Raw genomic sequence first — 22,127 nt, 5'->3', positions numbered from 1 at the left:
GCTCCCCCCTCGTTGTCAGTTGGTTACGACGACTTACGCACGCGTAAGTACCATTCAGACAATAAACGAACTTGTTTACGGGTATAGCCTTTTTCCATCATTCGAGCGACAAAATCATCATGCTTTTTCTGCTCATCAGTTGAGGTTTTTGCATTAAAGGAAATAACCGGTAACAGTTCTTCTGTATTTGAGAACATTTTTTTCTCAATCACAGTGCGTAGTTTTTCGTAGCTAGTCCAATTCGGATTTTTGCCTGCATTGTTCGCTCGAGCTCGAAGGACAAAATTTACGATTTCATTTCGGAAATCTTTTGGATTACTGATTCCGGCTGGCTTCTCAATTTTTTCCAGTTCACTATTAAGTGCAGAACGATCAAATAATTGGCCTGTATCAGGATCGCGGAACTCTTGATCTTGAATCCAAAAATCAGCATAACTGACATAACGGTCAAAGATGTTTTGGCCGTATTCTGAATAAGATTCAAGATAGGCTGTTTGAATTTCTTTACCAATAAATTCAACATATTTTGGCGTTAAGAAGCCTTTAAGATGTTCAAGATATTTTTCAGCAATATCTTGTGGGAATTGTTCACGTTCAATCTGTTGTTCAAGAACATAGAATAGATGAACAGGGTTTGCGGCAACTTCTGCATGATCAAAGTTAAATACACGAGAGAGGATCTTAAAGGCGAAACGGGTTGATAGTCCATTCATGCCTTCATCAACACCCGCATAATCACGGTACTCTTGATACGATTTTGCTTTTGGATCGGTGTCTTTAAGGGTTTCTCCATCATAAACACGCATCTTTGAATAGACGCTTGAATTTTCTGGCTCTTTAAGACGTGATAATACTGTGAAACGCGCTAAAATTTCGAGAGTACTTGGAGAGCATGGTGCTGATGATAGCTCACTGTTTTGTAATAGTTTCTCGTAAATCCGCATTTCTTCTGAAACCCGTAAACAATAAGGTACTTTAACGATGTAGACCCGATCTAAGAAGGCCTCGTTAGTTTTATTGTTGCGGAATGTTTGCCACTCGGATTCATTTGAGTGCGCCAAAATCATGCCATCAAAAGGTAATGCTGATAGCCCTTCAGTACCGTTATAGTTACCTTCTTGGGTTGCCGTTAGTAATGGATGTAGCACTTTTAACGGTGCTTTAAACATCTCGACAAACTCCATTAAGCCTTGGTTTGCTTTACATAAGGCACCGGAATAACTGTACGCATCAGGGTCATCTTGAGAAAAATGTTCAAGCTGACGAATATCAACTTTACCAACTAATGATGAAATGTCTTGGTTATTTTCATCACCAGGTTCCGTTTTTGCGATACCAACTTGATCAATAATCGATGGGCGAATTTTAATTACTTTAAATTGGGTAATATCACCACCGAATTCATGTAATCGTTTGGCTGCCCATGGCGACATAATGCTATTAAGGTAACGATCAGGAATGCCATATTCATCTTTAAGTAATCTGCCATCTTCTTGTTTATCAAATAAACAGAAAGGATGGTCATTGACAGGACTACGTTCACCATTGGCGGTAAGAATATAAATAGGCACTTTTTGCATTAAACTTTTAAGTTTTTCGGCTAATGATGATTTACCACCACCAACAGGACCTAATAAATAGAGAATTTGTTTACGTTCTTCAAGCCCTTGAGCCGCATGTTTAAGGTAAGACACAATTTGTTCAATGGCTTCTTCCATGCCATAAAAATCTTTAAATGTGTCATAACGTGATATTACGCGGTTTGAAAATAAGCGACTAAGATGTGGATCTTGTGCGGTATCTATCATTTCTGGCTCGCCAATAGCCATTAGAAGACGCTCTGCTGCGTTGACGTAAGAACTACGATCGTCTTTACAGATATCAAGGAATTCTTGTAATGAAAGCTCTTCGTCTTTAGCTTCTTCGTAGCGCTGACGATAGTGGTCAAAAATACTCATAGTATGCCCCCTGAATCGTTCTTATATTTAAGAGTAATTAATGAAAAACATAATGTTTTTGCATTGCTCACTTATTTAAGCCTAGTCTGAACTTGTCACTTTGTATTGCAGAATTACGGGTTGGTAAATAAATTTCTTCAAAAGTAAATAGGATTAAATTGCTGATTAAATAACCTACGTTAACTACTATCCTTTAATTAATAGGGTTTCGCAAGCTAAATTGTTGCAAAGTTATTGTAAGTATGTTGTTTTTTATCGTTATAAGTAACAATTTAATCAATTAGATGTTAGTGCTAAAAATAGTATTCATCGTGGTTTTTATCGCTATTAAATAGAACTTTTTTGAAGTAAATATTTTGATTGATAGGTAAATGCAGTTTTATTGTGGTTTTTATACTGAAATTGTCATTTATTCTGTCTTAATCTTAAGAGTTAATGACAAATTGTAAGAATTTAAGGTAGTGAACGTATTTTTTACACAAAATAGCAACGGCTGATTTAACCTCTATATGTGATAGTTGATATTGTTGTTTAAAAGAATATGGAGCGAGATGTTATGTCTATTTGTCGTGTAGATACGGTGTCAATCCCTGTCATGGATCAAAATCAAGCACTGCAATTTTATCGTGATGTATTAGGTTTTGAAGTGATTAGGGATCATGCAGAAGGTCAACAAACTCGGTGGGTGCAGCTTGTACCAAAAGGTGCAGAAACAACGATCAGTTTAGTAAAGCCATTTGCTGGAATGGAAGCGGGAGGGGTACAAGGATTAGTCGTTCAAACTCATGATATTCAATCAACCCATCAAGAACTCAGTCGTCGTGGGGTTGCATTATCTGAAATTATTACCATGATGGAAGGGCGGTTTGCAACTTTTAATGATCCCGATGGTAACGGGTGGGTATTGATTGAATCAACAGGTACGATGCTGGCATGAAATCATTAGCAAGATTAAGTGCTTGCTAATGATGTATAACGAACAATTGTTATTAATTAGTGGTTAACTGCAATGCGGGTGGATAGTGTATGTGTTTGTCCAGGCTGTAATTCAATGGTTGGAGTATGAATAGTTGATTCAACACACACCATAGTTTCAAAGCTATTGTTTGCCATGTCAGCCATGCTTATTGATAATTCTTGCCAAGGATTCCAAATAACTGCCGCATTATCACCGTTATTGGTCACTGAAATAGTACGTTGATTATTTTTATCAGCAATCATAATCGTTGGTTGAGGATGAGTATAAACACGATCAGTTTCTGCATTGAAGGTTAATACATCATTACCTTGGCACGCTTTCCCTGCTTGGGTGCTATCTAAATATTCAGCGCCCATGCCTGTGACTGAAATATTATTGATATCTGCGATATTAAAGTAAGTGTGTAATGCTCCACCATATGACCAAGGCTGAGTATCTGTATTGGTTGATGTCAAACTCACATTAAGTTCGGCATTCATTTCAAATGTCATTTGGTTATGGAATTTATGCGGCCAAATTTCATGTGTTTGTTGGTTATCTTTAAGGGTTAAAGTAACAATAACACCGCTATCATTTTCACGATGCTGAGATAACGACCATTCACTGGTACGTGCAAAGCCATGTGAAGGGGTTGCTGCTTTACCAAACCATGGCCAACAAACAGGGATACCACCTCGAACTGCTTTGGTTAGATCAAATTCAGCATTTTCACTTAACCAAATTACGTCTTTTTCACCTGTAGGTTTAAACCAAAGTAGATGACCACCATGAAGAGAAATACCTGCTTCTACCATTGGGTGAATAATGCGGATAATTTTAATACCTTGGTATTCACAGACAGTAACAGCATCAGATAATGCATTAATTATCGAAAGTTGATGTAAATTCATCTTCTTTTCCTTAATGTTAGGTGGCGAAAGCGCCCATTGTTTATGTTTTTGGTGATATTCAGTGCAAAACTATAAACAATGAAAACTTATTTTTCGTTTTAAAATATCAAAGAATATTAAGATTTATTTGTTATTTTTGTAACGTATTTGATCGCTATCTTTCATGTGTGATAGCTTAAATACGTATATATAGGTTGTTTTATAAGATACTAAATCATCTTGATCGCATGAATACAGCGTTAATTAGTTGATCGATATATTTTAGATGTAAAAAAGGCGACACCCTTAAGCGTCGCCTATTATTATCTGCTTTCAAAGAAAGTCAGCTAATTGCTTACATTACTTAGAGATGTGAGCGATTAGGTCTAGAACTTTGTTTGAGTAGCCGATTTCGTTGTCGTACCAAGATACAACTTTAACGAAGTTATCGTTAAGTGCGATACCAGCTGCAGCATCAAAGATTGAAGTGCGAGTGTCGCCGTTGAAGTCAGTAGAAACAACTGAATCTTCAGTGTAACCAAGAACGCCTTTAAGAGAACCTTCAGAAGCTTCTTTCATTGCAGCACAGATAGCTGCGTAAGATGCGCCTTTTTCTAGGTTAACTGTTAGGTCAACTACAGAAACGTTAGCAGTTGGTACGCGGAAAGCCATACCAGTTAGTTTGCCGTTGATTTCTGGAAGAACAACGCCTACTGCTTTAGCAGCACCAGTTGATGATGGGATGATGTTCTGAGAAGCACCACGACCGCCACGCCAGTCTTTAGCTGAAGGACCATCTACAGTTTTTTGAGTTGCTGTAGTTGCGTGAACTGTTGTCATAAGACCAGAAACGATACCGAAGTTGTCGTTAAGAACTTTAGCGATAGGCGCTAGACAGTTAGTAGTACAAGAAGCGTTAGAAACGATATCTTGACCAGCGTAAGTTGAATCGTTAACACCCATTACGAACATAGGAGTTGCATCTTTAGATGGGCCAGTTAGAACAACTTTCTTAGCGCCAGCTGTGATGTGCTTACGTGCAGTCTCGTCTGTTAGGAACAGGCCAGTAGCTTCAGCAACTACGTCAACGTTGATAGCATCCCATTTAAGATCTTCAGGGTTACGCTCAGCAGTTACACGTACAGTTTTACCATTAACGATTAAGTTACCGCCTTCAACTTCAACAGTACCGTTGAAACGGCCGTGAGTTGAGTCGTACTTAAGCATGTATGCCATGTATTCAACGTCGATTAGGTCGTTGATACCAACAACTTCGATGTCAGTGCGCTCTTGCGCTGCACGGAAAACAAAACGACCGATACGGCCAAAACCGTTAATACCTACTTTAATTGTCATTACAGTTTGCTCCACAACTTAATTTCTAATGAAATATAACTGGTGGTAAAATTACAGAAACCTTTGTAAGGCTGCAAGCAAAAAAATCGTTTAAATTGCTTGAGGTCAAAAAAAAGTTCGTATATTTTTACATTCCCACTACAACGACGGTAATTTGTACAAATATTGTTTAAATTAACGTCACAGTAATTGTTAACTTTTAATCATATTTACAAAAAGTAAAAACTGTTTTCGAGTTTATGTGACTTTTTGCACAAGAAGTATGTGGTACAGAGCCCCTAAATTGCAAATATATTTATTTGGTTTACTTAAAACACTATAAAAGGCCACGAAGAATGAATAAAAAAGATAATGCATATTGGCGAGATAAGTTATCTATTGATGCTTATCAAGTGTGTCGTGAACAAGTTACTGAAGCGCCATTTAGTGGTACTTTGCTACATAACCATGAAACGGGTATTTATTCTTGTACCTGTTGTGGGCAGTTTTTATTTGCTTCTGCTCATAAATATGATTCAGGTTGTGGTTGGCCAAGTTTTGATGCACCTATTACCAAAGAGTCTATCCGTTATTTAAATGATAATAGTCATGGCATGGTGCGTACTGAAATACGCTGCTCACAATGTGATAGTCATTTAGGGCATATTTTCCCTGATGGCCCACCATCAACAGGTGAGCGATTTTGTGTTAATTCTATTTCACTGCTTTTTTCTGCCGACAATTAATCTTTTACTGTGAACCTGTGACTGTTTAAGACAATAGCGCTGATATCATTATTCGATGGCGTGTTGTTATGACTATTGAGTCATGATGTCCGTACGATGGTATTGGCCGTTATTCAACGTTGCAATGATGTTGAGTGTTACGCGATCTAATTTTTTTCGATCGTCTTCGGTTAACTTAAACAGATTATGAAGCGTTATTTTTTGAGGCGTATGATTGGGTTGATAATGGGTGCTAATATTGGTCCATACATAAGCCGCCGCCATATTGTGCTGTTGGTAATATAAGGTTGAAAGAGAACGTAATATACTGATATTAATATTATCTTTTGCTTTGTAAAGACTAAGGCTATGGTGTAATAAATCTAATGTTTTATGTTTGTCTTTATTTACATAATAACGAGCAAGCGCTAACTGTAATTCAGGGTGTTCAAGTTTTTCATCGCCTTCAAGCGCAATAAATTGTTGTTTAGCTATTTGATCTCCCTGATTCCAACGATAGTAAATAATATGCGGATCTTGAGATGACTGTAACTCTTGATTGAGTCGTTCAATACTTTCATAGCTATGATATAACGCTTGTATGCGTTTAGTTTTACGTTGTTTTAATTTTGTGGGTTCAATACGCGCTGCATACTCAAGGCAGTATTGATATTCTTTGGTCGCTTTTAATTCTTTAAATTTATATTCATCGGTTGGTGTTTGTAAGGTGTCATAGCGTTGCCAGATGAGATTTGTGCGTTGGATTCGACATTGACCATCATTCAGGTTTAATGGTTGGCATAAGTTGGGGTTGTCGTTACATAAACTGTCTGTGGTTCGGTAATGGTCAAAACACCCACTGAGTAGTAGCGGTAATAATATTATCGCTTTAATACTGAGTAAGTGACGAAATGACATCGTACGCGAGAAGAATAAAACAACGCTCAAAAGATAAACTCATAAAAAAGTGATAGTTAAATTTAGCAGTATTATTTTGTTTGTAAATGACAAGGTAGTCGTAAATTAATTTAGCGTGATAGTTTTATAAAAAATGAATTCGTTTTTTGAGATAGAACTAAAAAATATGGTGTGATGTAATTATGGAAAATAAGGATAGGAATATGGACATTAACCAACTATTAGCAGTAATGACGCCAGAGATTTATCAACGTATTTTAACCGCAGTTGAAACAGGTAAATGGCTTGATGGTTCGGTATTAACACCACCATTGCGAGACAGTGCACAGCAAGCAGTAATGCTATATCAGTCACGGCATAATATTGATGCGGAACATATGACGGTAGCTGCTGGCGGTGAGATTAAATTTAAATCAAAAGCAGAATTGAAACGGGACTTTGCTGTTGATATCACAGCGATGATCCGTGATACAGATAATGCAGCGAATGAAAATAATATTGCTCGCTTTGATCATGATCAGTTGTAATTATCATATTAATGAGATCATGGATCCAGTGAGATCATAAAAAGAGCCATGGTGGCTCTTTTTATGTTGTCGGTAATTAAATGGCTAATTATCGATTAATGGGTTAATTCACCACGTAGATCTTGTTGCATCAGGCTGCGAACCGCTTCCATGGTAAGATCTTGGCTTAATAAATAATGTAATTTAGCCAATGCCGCTTCAGGTGTCATGTCATAACCGCTTAATACGCCAGCTTCTGCAAGAGCACAACCTGTTGCGTAACCGCCCATGTTCACTTTGCCTGATAGACATTGGGTAAGGTTCATAACAATAACACCGCGATCTGTCGCTGCCTTTAATTGTTCCAATAATTCTTTATTTTGTGGAGCATTACCCACGCCAAATGTCAGTAGTATCATTGCATTGACGGGCTGACGTAACGTATTACGGATCACTTCAGGTGAAATACCAGGGTACATAGTAATAACCCCGATAGGTTGTGGGGTAATGGTGTGAACTTTAAATGCACCGTCTGGTTTTTTATCGATTTGGGTTATGTTATTAACCGTAATATTAATTCCCGCTTCTAATAGCGGTGGTAAATTTGGTGAAATAAAAGCACCAAAACCATCGGCATGCGCTTTAGTACTACGATTACCACGAATTAATTGATTATTGAAAAATACGGTCACTTCATTGATTGGATAATTAGCCGCAATGTGAAGTGCATTTAATAGGTTACTTTGACCATCAGAACGTAACTCAATCAGTGGAATTTGTGAACCGGTAACAATCACAGGCTTGTCTAAGTTTTCAAACATAAATGATAATGCTGATGCGGTGTAAGCCATGGTATCGGTACCATGTAAAATTACAAAGCCATCATATTTATCATAATTAACTTTAATATCATCAGCAATTCGTTGCCAGTCCATCGGCGTCATATCGGATGAATCGATGAGTGGTTCATACTCATTGATAGTGAACTCTGGCATTTCTGAACGATGGAATTCTGGCATGCTTGCCAATTGTTTCTGCATAAAACCAGCAACAGGAACATAGCCATGATCTGACTTTTGCATACCAATTGTACCGCCAGTGTAAGCGATGTAAATGTGTTTTCTTTCCATTTTTAAGCTCAGAATGAACGAATGAGTGCGCATATTATACGCAAACTGCATGAAGATGCGAGATTAGTTAGATTTGCAGTGTGATTGTATGAGTTAAAATATGATCGTAGTGGAGTGTGCTGATTTATTACACCGTGTCAGTGTAATTAACTGTTAATGACTAGTGGATGGTGGCGTGTGAAGGCATTAAAAAACCCGGCCAATATTAGCCGGGTTGAAGACTGTAATTGTCTTTAATTAACGGTGCTGCAGTTTAAGCAGAAGGCGTAACGCCCATTAGGATCGTTAAAATTAGTGAGTGAGGTAAGATCTTTGGCCACTTTAGTGACGGGCGCTAAGGTAGACGGCATATCTCCTAATATCATGGTTGCGATTTGGACTTTTACTTGACCAGACAGTTCTTTAAAGAATTGTTGTACTGGTGATAGTGGTTGTTGCATCCATACTAATTGATAATCTTTTACTTTCGCTAATTCTACTGCCGCCGTAATGGCTGTGTCGAAGTCACCTAATTTATCAACTAAGCCACGTTGCTGTGCATCTGTACCTGTCCATACACGGCCTTGAGCAATTTTATCTGCTTGAGCTAATGACATATGACGGTATTTACTGACTAAGCCAATAAAACGTTGGTAGCCATTATCAACCCCTAGTTGGAATACTTTTGCCACACCATCAGGCAGAGCGCGAGTGACACCTACACCAGAAAATGGCGTAGTGCCGACACCATCACTGTAGACCCCTAGTTTTTCTAAGCCTTTTTCAAAGGTAGTTAAGATAGCAAAGATACCAATAGAGCCAGTGATCGTTGTTGGCTGAGCAATGATCTCGTCAGCACTGGATGAAATCCAATAACCGCCAGATGCAGCGACACTCGACATTGATACAACAACAGGTTTACCTGCTCTTTTGAGTGCATCAACTTCATTACGAATAATCTCTGAGGCAAACGCACTGCCTCCTGGGCTATCAACGCGTAAGATCACGGATTTCACTTGTTTATCAAAACGTGCTTTACGTAATAGTGAAGCAACCGTGTCACCGCCAGCAGAACCTTGGCTACTTTGACCGTCTACAATCGCACCACTTACGATAACAACTGCTACTTTATTGGGTGATGGTTGTTGATTGTCGACCAATAGTGGCAGGTAATCGTAATAGCTAATTTGCTTAAAGCTATGCTTGTCGTTAGCACCAAAAGTATCGATTAAATATTGGGTCATTTGATCGCGAGTGACGAGTGAATCAACTAAACCTAATTTTTTACTTAACTGAGCAAAATCACCATTAACTGATTCAAGTTGAGTCACAAATTCATCGATATTGGGTGTTAATGTTTGAGGTTTAATATGGCGGTTATTGGCAACATCATCACTAAATGCCCCCCATAGTTGGGTTAACCATACGGTATTAGCTTCTTTGGCTGCGGCTGACATGCCATCACGAATATAAGGTTCAACGAATGACTTATAAGTACCCACACGGAAAACGTGAGTAGTTACATCTAGCTTAGCCAGTAAGCTCTTATAATACAGAGTGTAAGTGCCATAACCCGTTAGCATTACGCCACCATCAGGTGATAAAAATACTTTATCTGCGTAACTGGCTAAGTAGTACTGGCTTTGACTGTAATTATCACCATAAGCATAAACAGGTTTACCTGCTGCTTTAAATTCTTCAATGGCTTTTGCGATATAACGTAGTTTAGTTAGGCTGGTTTCAGACATACCTTTCAGGTTAAGCACCAAGCCAGTGATATCTTTATCTGTTGCGGCTGCACGAATAGTTTCGACAACATCAAACAATACATTTTGCTGCACATCAGGCTTGCCTAATGCTTCACTCATCACACTATCAAGTGGATTGTCATAGTTTTTTTGTTCAACTATTGGACCTGACAAGTTGAGTACTAATGCTGATGGCTCAGTATTATCGGTGGTCTTATCGTCATCGGTTAATGCAAAAATTATCGCGCCAATAATAAGAACGAACAAAATGTTGAGGACAAATTTGCGAGTAAAGTTAATTAACTTCCCGATAGCGAGGAAGAATTTTCCAATCCTTGAGAATATGGCTTTCATGAAAATTCCTGATAATGATGATAGCGGTATCGTAGCCTAGTCACTATTGAATTACAGTGTTTTTACGGTGTAATTGTTAGTAATAGTGAAATAAACATATGCGATTGATTATAAATAGTAAGGTGTATCATGTAAATGTTGATTTTTTGTTAACTATGATTGGTGTTATTATCTAAGCTTAATATACTGGTCAGACCATAATAATTAGGAGCCGTTCATGGACGATAAAGCATACCCTTATTTATTGATGCCATTGGATCTTGGTTTTACTCAATTGCGTAATCGAGTATTGATGGGCTCAATGCATACTGGGTTAGAAGAAGAACGGGAAGGCTTTCATAAACTTGCTACGTTTTATGCTATTAGAGCCAAGGCGGGAGTCGGACTTATTGTTACGGGCGGTTTTTCGCCTAATTTTCGTGGTCGATTACATCCATTAAGTGCCGAATTTAGTAATCATCGTCATGTGTGCAAACATCGTCATATCACTGCCGCTGTACATCAACAAGGAGGGAAGATAGCGTTGCAGTTATTGCATGCTGGACGCTATGCAATGTCACCGTTTGCGGTAAGTGCCTCTGCTATTCGTTCGCCTATCTCTAAATTCACCCCCAGTAAAATGAGTCATCGCCAAATTAACAATACCATTAATGATTTTGCGCACAGTGCCGAACTTGCGCGTGAAGCTGGCTATGACGGGGTTGAGTTAATGGGCTCTGAAGGCTATCTCATTAATCAGTTTATTTGTCGGCGATCAAATCAACGTTACGATGACTGGGGGGGCGGTTATGATAATCGAATTCGTTTTGCTATTGAAATTGTTCGAGCAGTACGGGCGCGTGTTGGTGATGATTTTATTATTATCTTTCGATTATCGATGTTGGATTTAGTCGAACAAGGGAGTACGTATGATGAAGTGGTGCAGTTAGCGCTTGAATTAGAAGCGGCGGGCGTCACTATTTTAAATACCGGTATTGGCTGGCACGAAGCGCGAATTCCTACCATTGCGACCCAAGTACCACGGGCTGCATTTTCTTGGGTCACTGAAAAAATTAAACAGCAAGTTTCGATTCCGATCGTGACCTGTAATCGAATTAATACTCCGCAAGTGGCCGAAGATATTTTGGCTCAGGGACAAGCGGATATGGTGTCAATGGCGAGGCCATTTTTAGCTGATCCTGAATTTGTCTTAAAAGCTGAGCAAAATCGCGCTGATGATATTAATACCTGTATTGGCTGTAATCAGGCTTGTTTGGATCATGTTTTTGTCGGTAAACGCGCCAGTTGTTTAGTTAACCCTCAAGCTTGTTATGAGACAGAATTGGTATTAACAGCGGTGGCTACAGCACGGAAAGTAGCTGTGGTTGGTGGTGGTCCTGCGGGGATGGCGTGTGCCGTTGCTGCGGCAGATCGCGGGTTTAAGGTCGATCTGTTTGAAAAAAATGATCATGTTGGTGGTCAATTTAATTTAGCGATGCAGATCCCCGGTAAAGAAGAATTTAAAGAAACCATCCGCTATTTTACTCGGCGCTTAGAACAAACAGGCGTTGTAGTACGGTTAGGTGTTGAAGCAAAAGCAGAACAATTACTTGATTATGATGACGTTATTATTGCCACTGGCGTGCAACCGAATATTCCACCCATTATGGGGATTGATCATCCTAAAGTGATTGATTATCAAACCCTGATTAGTCAGCAGAGAGTGCTGGGGGAAAAAGTCGCTATCATTGGTGCGGGTGGCATTGGGGTTGATGTCGCCACTATGCTAACGGAACCTGCTGAGCATGATCTTGATAGTTGGTTGCGAGAATGGGATATCGATAAAAGTCTATGTCATCGTGGCGGCTTGCTACCAAGTAGTGATTATATTAGCCCTTGCCAAGTGTGGTTATTACAACGTCGACCAGGAAAAGTAGGTAAAGGCCCAGGGCGCACGACGGGGTGGATCCATCGTCGAACATTAGAAAAACGTGGCGTAAAATTATGGGCGGGAGTGCATTATCAAGCCATTGATGATGAAGGCTTGCATCTTATTATTGATGGGCAACCGCAGATATTAGCCGTCGATAATATTGTTATTTGTACCGGCCAAACTTCTGTCGATAATTTATCGCAACAATTAACGCGGCAAGGGGTATCGGTACATGTAATTGGTGGTGCAGAAGATGCAGGGGAAGTCGATGCAAAACGGGTGATCCGTCAAGGGGTTGAATTAGCCGCGAAGTTATAATCACCATGGCTTGTGTTCTGCGCTTTAACTGCCTTATTATATGAGAAACAATAATTATTTTCATTTTGAGGTTGTTATGGACGCGCTATCACTTCTGCTTAATCGTCGCTCATTACCAAAATTAGTTGAGCCAGCACCAGCAGGAGACGTTCTTGAGAATATCTTTCGTGCTGGATTACGTGCTCCTGATCATGGTGGCTTAACACCGTGGCGTTTTATTGTTTCTCAAGGTGAAGGGTTAACCAAGCTGGCAAATATTCTTGTTGCGGCGGCGAAAGCGGATCATCTTGATGATTTTGTGATTGAAAAAGCATCAAAAGCCCCTTTTCGAGCGCCAATGGTGATCACTGTTGTCAGTAAAGTGACCTCTGGTCATAAAGTACCAGTGATCGAACAACACTTGTCTGCGGGTTGTGCCGCACAAGCGATGCAGATGGCAGCGGTCGCACAAGGGTATTCTGGTTTTTGGCGTACAGGCTCTTGGGCATATCATTCCGTTGTTCGTGAAGCATTAGGGCTGACTGGCGAAGACATGATTGTCGGCTTTTTATATCTAGGTTCAATTGGTTGCCGTGAAGCAAAAGTTCATGAGCGCGATCTTGCTCAATACGTTGAGTATTTATAATAACGGATATAACGCTAACTCACATTTAAGCTGTAATTGATGTGACTTAGGCATTAAAAATGGAAGGCGAGAGCTGTTTTATGGTGGAATACCGTGAATGGCATCGCCTTTTTTGTCACTAATTAATGGTTATTGCGGTTAATGGTACTTTGTTTTAATAGAAAATAGCGGCTTTTGGGGTGGAAAGATGACAGTTGTCGAGGGCTAGAGTAGAATCGCTAATTCTTTCTATATTTTGGAGCGTGTCATGGAAAATGTTCGCCTAACACAATACAGCCACGGTGCCGGATGTGGTTGTAAAATTTCTCCCCAAGTACTTGATACTATTCTGCGTTCTCAATTAGCTCCTTTTGCTGATCCTAATTTATTGGTCGGTAATGAAAGTAAAGATGACGCTGCTGTTTATGATATCGGTAATGGTCAAGCAGTGATCAGTACTACTGATTTCTTTATGCCAATCGTGGATGACCCATTTGATTTTGGTCGCATTGCTGCCACTAACGCAATCAGTGATATTTACGCGATGGGCGGTAAACCTATCATGGCGATCGCTATTTTAGGCTGGCCAATAAACGTATTATCGCCTGAAATTGCTCAAAAAGTGATTGATGGTGGCCGTTCAGTGTGTCGCGAAGCAGGTATTTCTCTTGCTGGTGGTCACTCTATTGATGCTCCTGAGCCAATTTTCGGTCTTGCTGTAACAGGATTAGTTAGTACTGATCGTGTTAAGCGTAATGACAGTGCAGAAGCAGGTTGTCATCTATTCTTAACTAAACCATTAGGTATCGGCGTATTAACAACAGCTGAAAAACAATCTAAGTTGGCTGATGAGCATAAAGGTTTGGCACGCGATTGGATGTGTAAGCTAAATAAACCTGGCGCAGACTTTGCTGATGTTGAAGGCGTAAAAGCACTAACAGATGTAACCGGTTTTGGTCTAATGGGTCACTTAACTGAGATTTGTGAAGGCAGCAACCTAAAAGCAAAACTTTGGTTTGATAAAATTCCAACATTACCGGGTGTATATGATTATATCGCTCAAGGTTGTGTTCCTGGTGGTACTGAGCGTAACTTTATGAGCTACGGCCATAAAGTGGGTCAAATGACGGATCAACAAAAAGCACTATTATGTGATCCTCAAACATCAGGTGGCTTACTGTTAGCCGTTGATCCAAGTAGCGAAGCTGAAGTAAAAGCGATTGCTAAAAAACATAACATCTTGCTGGAAGCTATTGGTGAACTTGTACCTATGGATAGCGATATCTTTATTGAGGTTTGCTAATGTCGCGTCCCAATTGCGAAGATTTCCGTCATCTGTTTTTGAACGACACACCATTAATGGATATGCGAGCACCTGTTGAATTTACTCAAGGTGCATTTCCAACCGCTCATAGTCGTCCGTTAATGACGGATGACGAACGTGCAGCTGTTGGTACGTGTTACAAAAACAAAGGTCAAGATGCGGCAATAGCGCTTGGTCATAAGTTAGTTAATGGTGATGTTAAAGCAGAACGTGTAGCGCAATGGAAAGCATTTTGTGAAGCCAATCCAAACGGTTACCTTTATTGTTTCCGTGGTGGTTTACGCTCTCAAATTACTCAGCAATGGCTAAAAGAAGCGGGTATTGATTATCCGTTTATTACTGGTGGCTATAAAGCATTACGTCGTTATTTACTTGATACGATTGAAGATGTTGCTGCTAAACCAATGTCAATTGTTGCCGGTAATACGGGTAGCGGTAAGACTATTATGGTTAATGTATTGGCTAATGGCCTTGATCTTGAAGGCGCGGCACATCACCGTGGTTCATCGTTTGGTCGTTATGTTACACCACAGCGAACTCAGATTGCATTTGAGAATGATCTTGCCGTACAAATGGTTAAGAAATTAGACCGTGGTATTGAACATTTTGTGTTTGAAGACGAAGGTAAAAACATTGGTTGTGCCACTGTTCCTTTATCGATCAATCGCGCGATGCAAGACGCTGATATTGCCGTTATTGAAGATCCTGTCGATGTGCGTTTAGCGCGTTTATTAGATGATTATGTCATTAAAATGCAACGTGATTATGTGGCTCATTACGGTGAGGAACAAGGTTGGATTTTATTTGCTGAGTATTTAGAAAAAGGCATGTTTAATATTCGTAAGCGTTTAGGCCTTGAACGTTATGAAGTGATGCTTAAATCACAACAACATGCAGTGAAAATGATGCAATCTAACGGGTCATTAACTGAGCATGATACTTGGTTAGCACCCTTGTTAGAAGAGTATTATGATCCTATGTATACTTACCAATTAAGCAAAAAAGCTGATCGTATCGTATTTAGAGGTGATTACCACCAAGTACAAGATTGGTTAGCTGCTCGCTAGTTTATTTGCTATAAACCGATTTGATAAAAAGCCAAACACATCTATTAATATAATATGATGCGTTTGGCTTTTTTTGTTAGCGATCATTACATTAACCATTGATGATCTTTCAAGATCAGTTGCACAAAAGCATTGCCGCTGAAATAAGTACTGGTTTAATATCCAGTGTTATCTTGCCGTTAGCATTCATTTTCGGTACAGTCATAGCATTAATCCTTTCAGATAAAGATCCCCATGAGCTGCTTATATATAGCTGAAAAACCAAGCTTAGGCCGAGCAATTGCCGCTGTATTACCTCGTCCACATAAAAATAATACTGGCTATATTGAAGTAGGTAATGGCGATATTGTCACATGGTGTATTGGGCATTTATTAGAACAAGTTGAACCTGATGCTTATGACGAGCGCTATAAAAAGTGGCACTTGGAAGACTTACCGATTGTGCCCGAGCAATGGCAACTCATTCCCCGCCAAGCGGCTAAACAACAATTAGCGGTTATTAAAAAACTGGCAAAAACAGCGACGTCTGTAGTACATGCTGGCGATCCCGATCGTGAAGGACAATTGCTGGTGGATGAAGTGATTGATTACGTCAAAATATCCAAAACTAAAAAAGCAGCGGCACAACGACTGCTTATTTCAGATTTAAACCCAGCAGCGGTTAAAAAAGCTTTAGCAACAATGCGCAGTAACCGTGATTTTATTCCGTTATCTGTATCAGCCCTTGCACGTTCGCGTGCCGATTGGTTATATGGCATGAATATGACTCGTGCTTATACTTTACTTGGACAGAAGGGTGGTTATCGAGGTGTGTTATCGGTTGGGCGAGTGCAAACCCCTATTTTAGGACTGGTTGTTCGACGTGATGATGATATTGCTAATTTTGTCGCCAAACCATTTTATGAAGTCTTGGCGTTAATTGCTTACGGTGAGCAAACGATTTATGCCAAGTGGCAACCCAGCAAATCGTGTGAGCCTCATCAAGATTCAGAAGGGCGGATCCTTAACCGTAAACTGTGTGAAAATGTAATCGCACGGATTAAAGGTCAACCCGCAGAAGTAACGGAATCTGAACGTAAACGAACTAAAACAGCGCCACCGCTACCATATTCGTTATCAGCGTTACAAATTGATGCTGCGAAACGATTTGGTATGAGTGCTGCTGATGTACTATCGACCTGTCAGTCACTGTATGAAAAACATAAAGTGATCACTTACCCCCGTTCAGATAGTCGTCACTTACCATCGGATCATTTCAAACAAGTTAATGATGTTTGTCGTGCTATTGCGACGACAGATAACCAGTTAGCTTCTGCGGTAGATAATGCGAATACGACATTAAAATCAAAAGCATGGAATGATAAAAAAGTAGATGCTCACCATGCGATTATTCCAACCCCTAAATCATCGTCAGTATTAACCGGTTATGAAGCGAAAATATACCAGTTAATTGCTCGCCAGTACTTAATGCAATTTTATCCAGCTGCAGAATATGCTGATGCTAAGTTGGTGTTCACTATCGCTCAGGGGCTATTTATAGCTAAGGGGCGTCAATTAATGTCACCAGGTTGGCGAGCATTATTAGGCCGTGATGATAAAAAAGAAGACAGTGACTTAGCCGATAAAGTACCACCACTTGATAAAGGCACCGTATTGGTCTGCCGTGATGGTGAGATTAAAGATAAAATGACCGAGCCACCAAAAGCATTTACTGAGGCAACGTTATTACAAGCAATGACGGGTATTGCGCGGTTTGTATCCGATGCGTCATTGAAGAAAATACTACGTGATACCGATGGCTTAGGCACTGAGGCAACGCGAGCGGGTATTTTAGAAATGTTGTTTAAGCGCCAGTTATTACAACGCCAAGGTAAAGCCATTCATGCTTCTGAGGCGGGGAAAGGCTTGATTTACGCCTTACCCGATACATCGACCTATCCTGATATGACCGCGCATTGGGAGCATCAACTGCATGATATGGCCGATAGAAAATGTGCGTATCAACCGTTTATGGCGGCATTAGAACAACAAGTAACAGCCTTAATGGAGCAGGTGAAAGTTAGTGATGTGCCACCAAGTTTACGATCACTAACATCGCCTGAGTTTACACCACGAACGAAGAAACGTAGCTATGCAAAAAAAGGCACGGCGGCTAAAACAAAAGCCACACCAAAGCGTAAGAGCTGATTAAATATTATTAATTAGATTTTATTTGGTTCAATGTTGCTGTTGCTTGTGTGAATATTCATTGCGTTATATTAGTTCAGGTAGCAGCACGCGAAAACAATCTTTACCCTCAGCTTTCGCTTGATAAAGAGCATTATCGACGTCTTTAAAAAATTCATCGTAAGTTATTGTTTGATATGGAATAATGGTGCTTACTCCAATACTAACCGTCATAATCGCTTTATCTTTTTTAGATTCACTAGGAAAAGGTAATGCGAGATTATGCATTGCATTAAGTAAACGTTGGGCGTTATTAATTGCGGCTGGTTGATCTTGTCCTGGTAATAACAGCACAAATTCCTCACCGCCATAACGGGCAAATAATGTCCCTGCTCGACGTTCTACTTTAGAGAGTGCTGATGCGATAGTTTTTAAACATTGATCGCCTGCGGCATGACCGAGTTTATCGTTATAGGTTTTGAAATTATCAATATCTAATATGAGTAATGATAGTGGTAATCCAAGCCGATTAGCTCGACACCATTCTGTCATTACTGTCTCATCAAAGACACGCCGATTAGCGATATTAGTGAGTGCATCAATCCGTGATAATTTTTGGAGTTGTTCATTAGCTTGATTGAGTGCTTTAGTTCGACTTTGTACTCGCTGTTCCAAATTATGATTGAGCTTGATGAGTTTATCGGCTGCCCGTAGCCGTAAAATATGTTGCGAAATAATAAAACCATATTGTTTAAGTAACTGATGATGATAATTACGTAAGGGCTGGCCTGTAATTAAATTGTCGCAAGCAATCCATCCAATAGGTGTATCTTCATCCCATAAAGCAATATAAGCACTCCAACCAAAACCTATTTGTTTTAGGTCATGATACAACGGGGTGTTTTCTTGAAATGCAATATATTCTTTATCGTTTAATGTATTAGCGGCATACCATTGATCAGGGATTGCGGATTTGAAATAAAATTCATCAACAGTCTTACCATTAATATCGGTGCCAAAAGTACCATGCAGTTGTTTTTGTTCATCAAATAGAAAAATAGCCATTCTATCGATATTCAGCCGTTTTTTACCTTCCTCGACGGCAATAAATAGCATATCTTCCATTATATTGTTGCGCCATAATTGGAATGAAATATCATGCATATTTTGAAGATAGCTCAGTAATGATTTTTGTTGTTCCTTACTAGAAAGTAATGCTTTTTCGGCGTTGATACGTCCAATATTGTGATTTTTTGTGGATTTTTTGATTAATTCTGTAGTGATTTCAGCAGAGAGTAATGCTGCTAGTATCGTCAGGTGTTTAGGTTGAAGGTTTGATTCTAATGGGACGGCAATGGTTAAGTGACCAATAATGGCTGAATGATGTTTTAATGGAATTAATATATAACGATAATTAGGTAATATATCAATAGAAGCTTCGGTTTTATTATTATAATAATGAACAGTTTTATAATAATGTTCATTTGTTGTTGGTATTATTGCTGGCGGGAAATAATATTGGATTCCCTTACTGTTTAGTTCTAATAATAATTTCCATTCATTATTGTATTTAATAATAAGTTGCAGGTGATTAACAGAGAAGCTTTGAATAAGATTACGACAGACTAATTCACAAATAGTTCTAAGGCTATGGGCATTACTGCATTGTTTAGTAACTGTTTGATAGAAAACTGCAATCTGTTCGTTCATTAATACTCTTATTCCATGAATCAGTTAGTGAGTGATGGTGTTATTGTTAACTATTATCTGTGAAATTAGCAGGATATATGCCACAAGTTAGTGATATATTCTGTTTTACACTAAAAAGTGAGATCTAATCCATCTTTACTAGTGATTATTCTTATTAATCTTACACCGTAAACTCAACTTGATTATCTATTCTTAACCTATTGTAGAAAAAGGTAGAAAAAGCGCTAATTATGAAAATTATTATTTTTAATTGGCGTTATTATAGTGAGAACAAAAGGATTATAAGATGAAGAATCTGTTACTGATGAGCCTGATAAGTTTTAGTTTATTAAATGGTTGCAGTAATAGTCGTCATCAGCAATTAGCAGAGCTTGGTTTTGAGCGTGCTTATCTTGATGGATATCAGGATGGTTGTTATAGCCGTTCAGTCGCAGGGAATACATATCTTGATGGCTTTCGACGTGATCCTGAACGAATGGCAACAGTATTAAAATACCGTAATGGCTGGCAAGATGGATTTGAACATTGCTATGCGGATAATCAGGTAGATTATCTGTAGGTGAAAAAAGGATAATTATAAAAAAAGCAGCTCGAAAGCTGCTTTTTTCAGTATTATCTGACGTTAATTATTAAGATCATTTGGTACATAAAAACGTTTTAATTCATGCATAACTTGCATCAGTGTCGACAGTTTTGGTTTATCTTGAGCCATTAATTGATACTTATCGTTATAAACGCGGTAATTACCGTATTTATCGACAACGGTGGTAGTCCCTTTTTGAATCACCACAATATCATTACTATTACCCGCTAAGATCCAACGACGATCACTATTATTATCAAACAGACTAATACCTGAACTGTAATTTGATGGGTTAGACGCCACATTAAACAGTGATTCCATCAATGTAGGTACTAAATCAAGGTTACTGGTTGGATGGGTCACAACTTGAGCCGAGTGTTGTGGCCAGTGAATGATCATCGGTACTTTTATTTGGTACTTGCTGTAATTACTGTCAGAGCCCCAACTATTATTACCCGTTTCATTAAATTCAGTGCCATGATTTGACGTCACAACCACGATAGTATTATCCATCATGCCTTGTGCTTTTAACTGTGCAAACACTTTACCTAAAATGGTGTCAATATGATAAGCCGCATTACGGTAGCTATTTTTAAGTAATACATTAGAGTTTATTTTTTTATCATGGAGTAAATTACTGCCTAAAGATGGCGTAAATTTAGTTTGATAATCACTACTTTCTTCATATTGATCAACTGAGGTTAATTCAAGTAGGCTAAACCATGGATCATCGACTTTTTGTTTTTCTATCCAATGGTGCCAATCATTATACGCTAAACGATCACTTGGGGTACGTTTGCCATTATCAAGATTATCAATGGTTGCGAGCTGAGTTTTTGAGAATATAGCATCACGATAAATAGGTTGTTCAAACCCTTCACCACTGAATAAGCCAAAGTGATAGTCTCGATCTTGTAAAGTATCAAGTAATAAAGGGGATTTACCTTCCGCTCGAATACTATTGGCATAGCCACTTGGTAAGCCATACAGTAAGCCAAAGACACCACTATTATTATTACTGGTACTGTAGTTATCAGTAAAATTAATATTGTTATTAGCAAAAGCCGTAAGGTTTGGCATTGTGGTGGTATTGACCATATCACTGCGTAAACTATCGACCATAATAATCAGTAAATTTTGCTTGGTACCTTTATCGATAAAATTAATTTTATCGATGGGGTAACGCATCATTTCACTGTTATTAATGCCTTGTTGTGCTTGGCGTTTAACATATTCTTGGCGATCTAATAAGCCATGTTTTTCCATGAACGTTTTTGCGGTCATTGGGTATGACAATGGGAAATTTGAGCGTTGCATCGTAACGGGACGGTAAAGGTTAGCATCCGCCCAGATATAAATAATGTGGCTACTTAGAAAGCATAGACCGAACATGATGGCAATGGGACCACCGACGTTTTTACGGGTTAGCTTTCTAAGTTTACGCCAGATCCATTCTGAGAATATCATCTCGATCAGGAATATGACTGGAACGACGATAAATAGATATTGCCAGCGTGTATTTAACTCTGTTTTTTCACCGCTTAATAACAAATCCCACACGAGCGGACTTAAATGTAAGTCGACGCTTTGATAGGCATAAGTATCGAGTAACAGTGTCGTCAATCCTACCGTTGAAACTAATACCGCAAACACTCGCATTAAGCGTTGTGAGGGGATCAGAAAACTGGCAGGAAAAAGGATCAGTATGTAAATACCAAAGACAAGGAAACCGAAATGTCCGATCCAGCTTAATCCTAGATACAGTTGCCCGATCGTTGTTGTCGGCCATTCTGAATAAATAATATAACGCGTACCCAATAACATGGCCGCGATGATATTAAAAAAGCTAAACCAGTGTCCCCAACTAATTAGCAGGGAAACTTTGTCTTTGTATGTGCTGGCGACCATAAATGTCAATTCTTCTCAGTCTTCAATGCCATGT

Annotated in this window: 17 protein-coding genes; 9 read left to right on the top strand and 8 right to left on the bottom strand. The window is 39.1% G+C overall.

Annotated features, from left to right (window positions below; genetic code table 11):
- Positions 1-23 precede the first annotated feature (23 nt).
- Positions 24-1,958, bottom strand: coding sequence for a PrkA family serine protein kinase (locus GLP24_RS06075; RefSeq protein WP_101768622.1), 1,935 nt, complete (start codon positions 1,956-1,958; stop codon positions 24-26).
- A gap of 556 nt (positions 1,959-2,514) precedes the next feature.
- Between GLP24_RS06075 and GLP24_RS06070 the strand changes: the two genes are divergently transcribed.
- Positions 2,515-2,895, top strand: coding sequence for a VOC family protein (locus GLP24_RS06070; protein WP_152653070.1), 381 nt, complete (start codon positions 2,515-2,517; stop codon positions 2,893-2,895).
- A 56-nt stretch (positions 2,896-2,951) separates the two neighbouring features.
- Here GLP24_RS06070 and GLP24_RS06065 read toward each other — a convergent pair whose 3' ends face one another.
- Complete coding sequence (locus GLP24_RS06065) at positions 2,952-3,827, bottom strand: D-hexose-6-phosphate mutarotase (protein ID WP_232615686.1); 876 nt, start codon at positions 3,825-3,827, stop codon at positions 2,952-2,954.
- Between the two features lie 339 nt (positions 3,828-4,166).
- On the bottom strand, positions 4,167-5,162 hold the full coding sequence (gene gap, locus GLP24_RS06060; protein ID WP_101768625.1) for a type I glyceraldehyde-3-phosphate dehydrogenase: 996 nt from the start codon (positions 5,160-5,162) through the stop codon (positions 4,167-4,169).
- 335 nt (positions 5,163-5,497) lie between these two features.
- On the opposite strand from gap, the gene msrB reads away from it, so the two are divergent.
- Positions 5,498-5,887, top strand: a complete 390-nt coding sequence (msrB, locus tag GLP24_RS06055; protein ID WP_101768626.1) for a peptide-methionine (R)-S-oxide reductase MsrB — start codon at positions 5,498-5,500, stop codon at positions 5,885-5,887.
- Between the two features lie 72 nt (positions 5,888-5,959).
- Here msrB and GLP24_RS06050 read toward each other — a convergent pair whose 3' ends face one another.
- Entirely contained in the window at positions 5,960-6,814 is an 855-nt protein-coding gene (locus tag GLP24_RS06050) for a DUF2989 domain-containing protein (protein WP_232615685.1), read from the bottom strand.
- 173 nt (positions 6,815-6,987) lie between these two features.
- Between GLP24_RS06050 and GLP24_RS06045 the strand changes: the two genes are divergently transcribed.
- Positions 6,988-7,311: a YeaC family protein gene (locus GLP24_RS06045; protein ID WP_221943918.1), complete on the top strand. Its 324-nt coding sequence runs from the start codon at positions 6,988-6,990 to the stop codon at positions 7,309-7,311.
- Between the two features lie 95 nt (positions 7,312-7,406).
- Here GLP24_RS06045 and ansA read toward each other — a convergent pair whose 3' ends face one another.
- Entirely contained in the window at positions 7,407-8,420 is a 1,014-nt protein-coding gene (gene ansA, locus GLP24_RS06040) for an asparaginase (protein WP_101768629.1), read from the bottom strand.
- 233 nt (positions 8,421-8,653) lie between these two features.
- The gene (gene sppA / locus GLP24_RS06035) at positions 8,654-10,501 is read right to left on the bottom strand and encodes a signal peptide peptidase SppA (protein WP_232576618.1); all 1,848 of its coding nucleotides are present in this window, start codon (positions 10,499-10,501) and stop codon (positions 8,654-8,656) included.
- A gap of 217 nt (positions 10,502-10,718) precedes the next feature.
- On the opposite strand from sppA, the gene GLP24_RS06030 reads away from it, so the two are divergent.
- From GLP24_RS06030 to GLP24_RS06010, 5 genes are all read left to right on the top strand, one after another.
- Positions 10,719-12,731, top strand: coding sequence for an oxidoreductase (locus tag GLP24_RS06030; protein WP_232615684.1), 2,013 nt, complete (start codon positions 10,719-10,721; stop codon positions 12,729-12,731).
- 76 nt (positions 12,732-12,807) lie between these two features.
- Positions 12,808-13,356 (top strand): NAD(P)H nitroreductase, encoded by a 549-nt coding sequence (locus tag GLP24_RS06025; protein WP_101768632.1) that lies wholly within the window; start codon positions 12,808-12,810, stop codon positions 13,354-13,356.
- 247 nt (positions 13,357-13,603) lie between these two features.
- Positions 13,604-14,638: a selenide, water dikinase SelD gene (gene selD / locus GLP24_RS06020; protein ID WP_101768633.1), complete on the top strand. Its 1,035-nt coding sequence runs from the start codon at positions 13,604-13,606 to the stop codon at positions 14,636-14,638.
- The gene (gene mnmH, locus GLP24_RS06015; RefSeq protein WP_232615683.1) at positions 14,638-15,726 is read left to right on the top strand and encodes a tRNA 2-selenouridine(34) synthase MnmH; all 1,089 of its coding nucleotides are present in this window, start codon (positions 14,638-14,640) and stop codon (positions 15,724-15,726) included. Before selD ends, mnmH begins: the two co-directional genes overlap by 1 nt.
- Before the next feature lie 234 nt (positions 15,727-15,960).
- Positions 15,961-17,913 carry a DNA topoisomerase III gene (locus GLP24_RS06010; RefSeq protein ID WP_232615682.1) on the top strand — a complete coding sequence of 651 codons (1,953 nt, stop codon included), beginning with the start codon at positions 15,961-15,963 and terminating at the stop codon, positions 17,911-17,913.
- A 66-nt stretch (positions 17,914-17,979) separates the two neighbouring features.
- Here GLP24_RS06010 and GLP24_RS06005 read toward each other — a convergent pair whose 3' ends face one another.
- Complete coding sequence (locus GLP24_RS06005) at positions 17,980-19,602, bottom strand: GGDEF domain-containing protein (protein WP_232615681.1); 1,623 nt, start codon at positions 19,600-19,602, stop codon at positions 17,980-17,982.
- A gap of 286 nt (positions 19,603-19,888) precedes the next feature.
- On the opposite strand from GLP24_RS06005, the gene GLP24_RS06000 reads away from it, so the two are divergent.
- Entirely contained in the window at positions 19,889-20,161 is a 273-nt protein-coding gene (locus GLP24_RS06000) for a hypothetical protein (protein ID WP_101768637.1), read from the top strand.
- Between the two features lie 63 nt (positions 20,162-20,224).
- Here the strand turns inward: GLP24_RS06000 and GLP24_RS05995 are convergent, their stop codons facing one another.
- Positions 20,225-22,093: a DUF3413 domain-containing protein gene (locus GLP24_RS05995; RefSeq protein WP_101768638.1), complete on the bottom strand. Its 1,869-nt coding sequence runs from the start codon at positions 22,091-22,093 to the stop codon at positions 20,225-20,227.
- Between the last annotated feature and the right edge of the window lie 34 nt (positions 22,094-22,127).

This window comes from Photobacterium carnosum (assembly GCF_021236965.1).
GTDB classification, from domain to species: Bacteria; Pseudomonadota; Gammaproteobacteria; order Enterobacterales; family Vibrionaceae; genus Photobacterium; species Photobacterium carnosum.
The sequence above is the reverse complement of the archived record's forward strand: the minus strand, read 5'-3'. Positions and strand labels throughout refer to the sequence as shown.

Coding starts and splice junctions, on each gene's coding strand:
- GLP24_RS06075 (WP_101768622.1), bottom strand. CDS start 1,958: ATGAGTATTTTTGACCACTATCGTCAGCGCTACGAAGAAGCTAAAGAC.
- GLP24_RS06070 (WP_152653070.1), top strand. CDS start 2,515: ATGTCTATTTGTCGTGTAGATACGGTGTCAATCCCTGTCATGGATCAA.
- GLP24_RS06065 (WP_232615686.1), bottom strand. CDS start 3,827: ATGAATTTACATCAACTTTCGATAATTAATGCATTATCTGATGCTGTT.
- gap (WP_101768625.1), bottom strand. CDS start 5,162: ATGACAATTAAAGTAGGTATTAACGGTTTTGGCCGTATCGGTCGTTTT.
- msrB (WP_101768626.1), top strand. CDS start 5,498: ATGAATAAAAAAGATAATGCATATTGGCGAGATAAGTTATCTATTGAT.
- GLP24_RS06045 (WP_221943918.1), top strand. CDS start 6,988: ATGGACATTAACCAACTATTAGCAGTAATGACGCCAGAGATTTATCAA.
- ansA (WP_101768629.1), bottom strand. CDS start 8,420: ATGGAAAGAAAACACATTTACATCGCTTACACTGGCGGTACAATTGGT.
- sppA (WP_232576618.1), bottom strand. CDS start 10,501: ATGAAAGCCATATTCTCAAGGATTGGAAAATTCTTCCTCGCTATCGGG.
- GLP24_RS06030 (WP_232615684.1), top strand. CDS start 10,719: ATGGACGATAAAGCATACCCTTATTTATTGATGCCATTGGATCTTGGT.
- GLP24_RS06025 (WP_101768632.1), top strand. CDS start 12,808: ATGGACGCGCTATCACTTCTGCTTAATCGTCGCTCATTACCAAAATTA.
- selD (WP_101768633.1), top strand. CDS start 13,604: ATGGAAAATGTTCGCCTAACACAATACAGCCACGGTGCCGGATGTGGT.
- mnmH (WP_232615683.1), top strand. CDS start 14,638: ATGTCGCGTCCCAATTGCGAAGATTTCCGTCATCTGTTTTTGAACGAC.
- GLP24_RS06010 (WP_232615682.1), top strand. CDS start 15,961: ATGAGCTGCTTATATATAGCTGAAAAACCAAGCTTAGGCCGAGCAATT.
- GLP24_RS06005 (WP_232615681.1), bottom strand. CDS start 19,602: ATGAACGAACAGATTGCAGTTTTCTATCAAACAGTTACTAAACAATGC.
- GLP24_RS06000 (WP_101768637.1), top strand. CDS start 19,889: ATGAAGAATCTGTTACTGATGAGCCTGATAAGTTTTAGTTTATTAAAT.
- GLP24_RS05995 (WP_101768638.1), bottom strand. CDS start 22,093: ATGGTCGCCAGCACATACAAAGACAAAGTTTCCCTGCTAATTAGTTGG.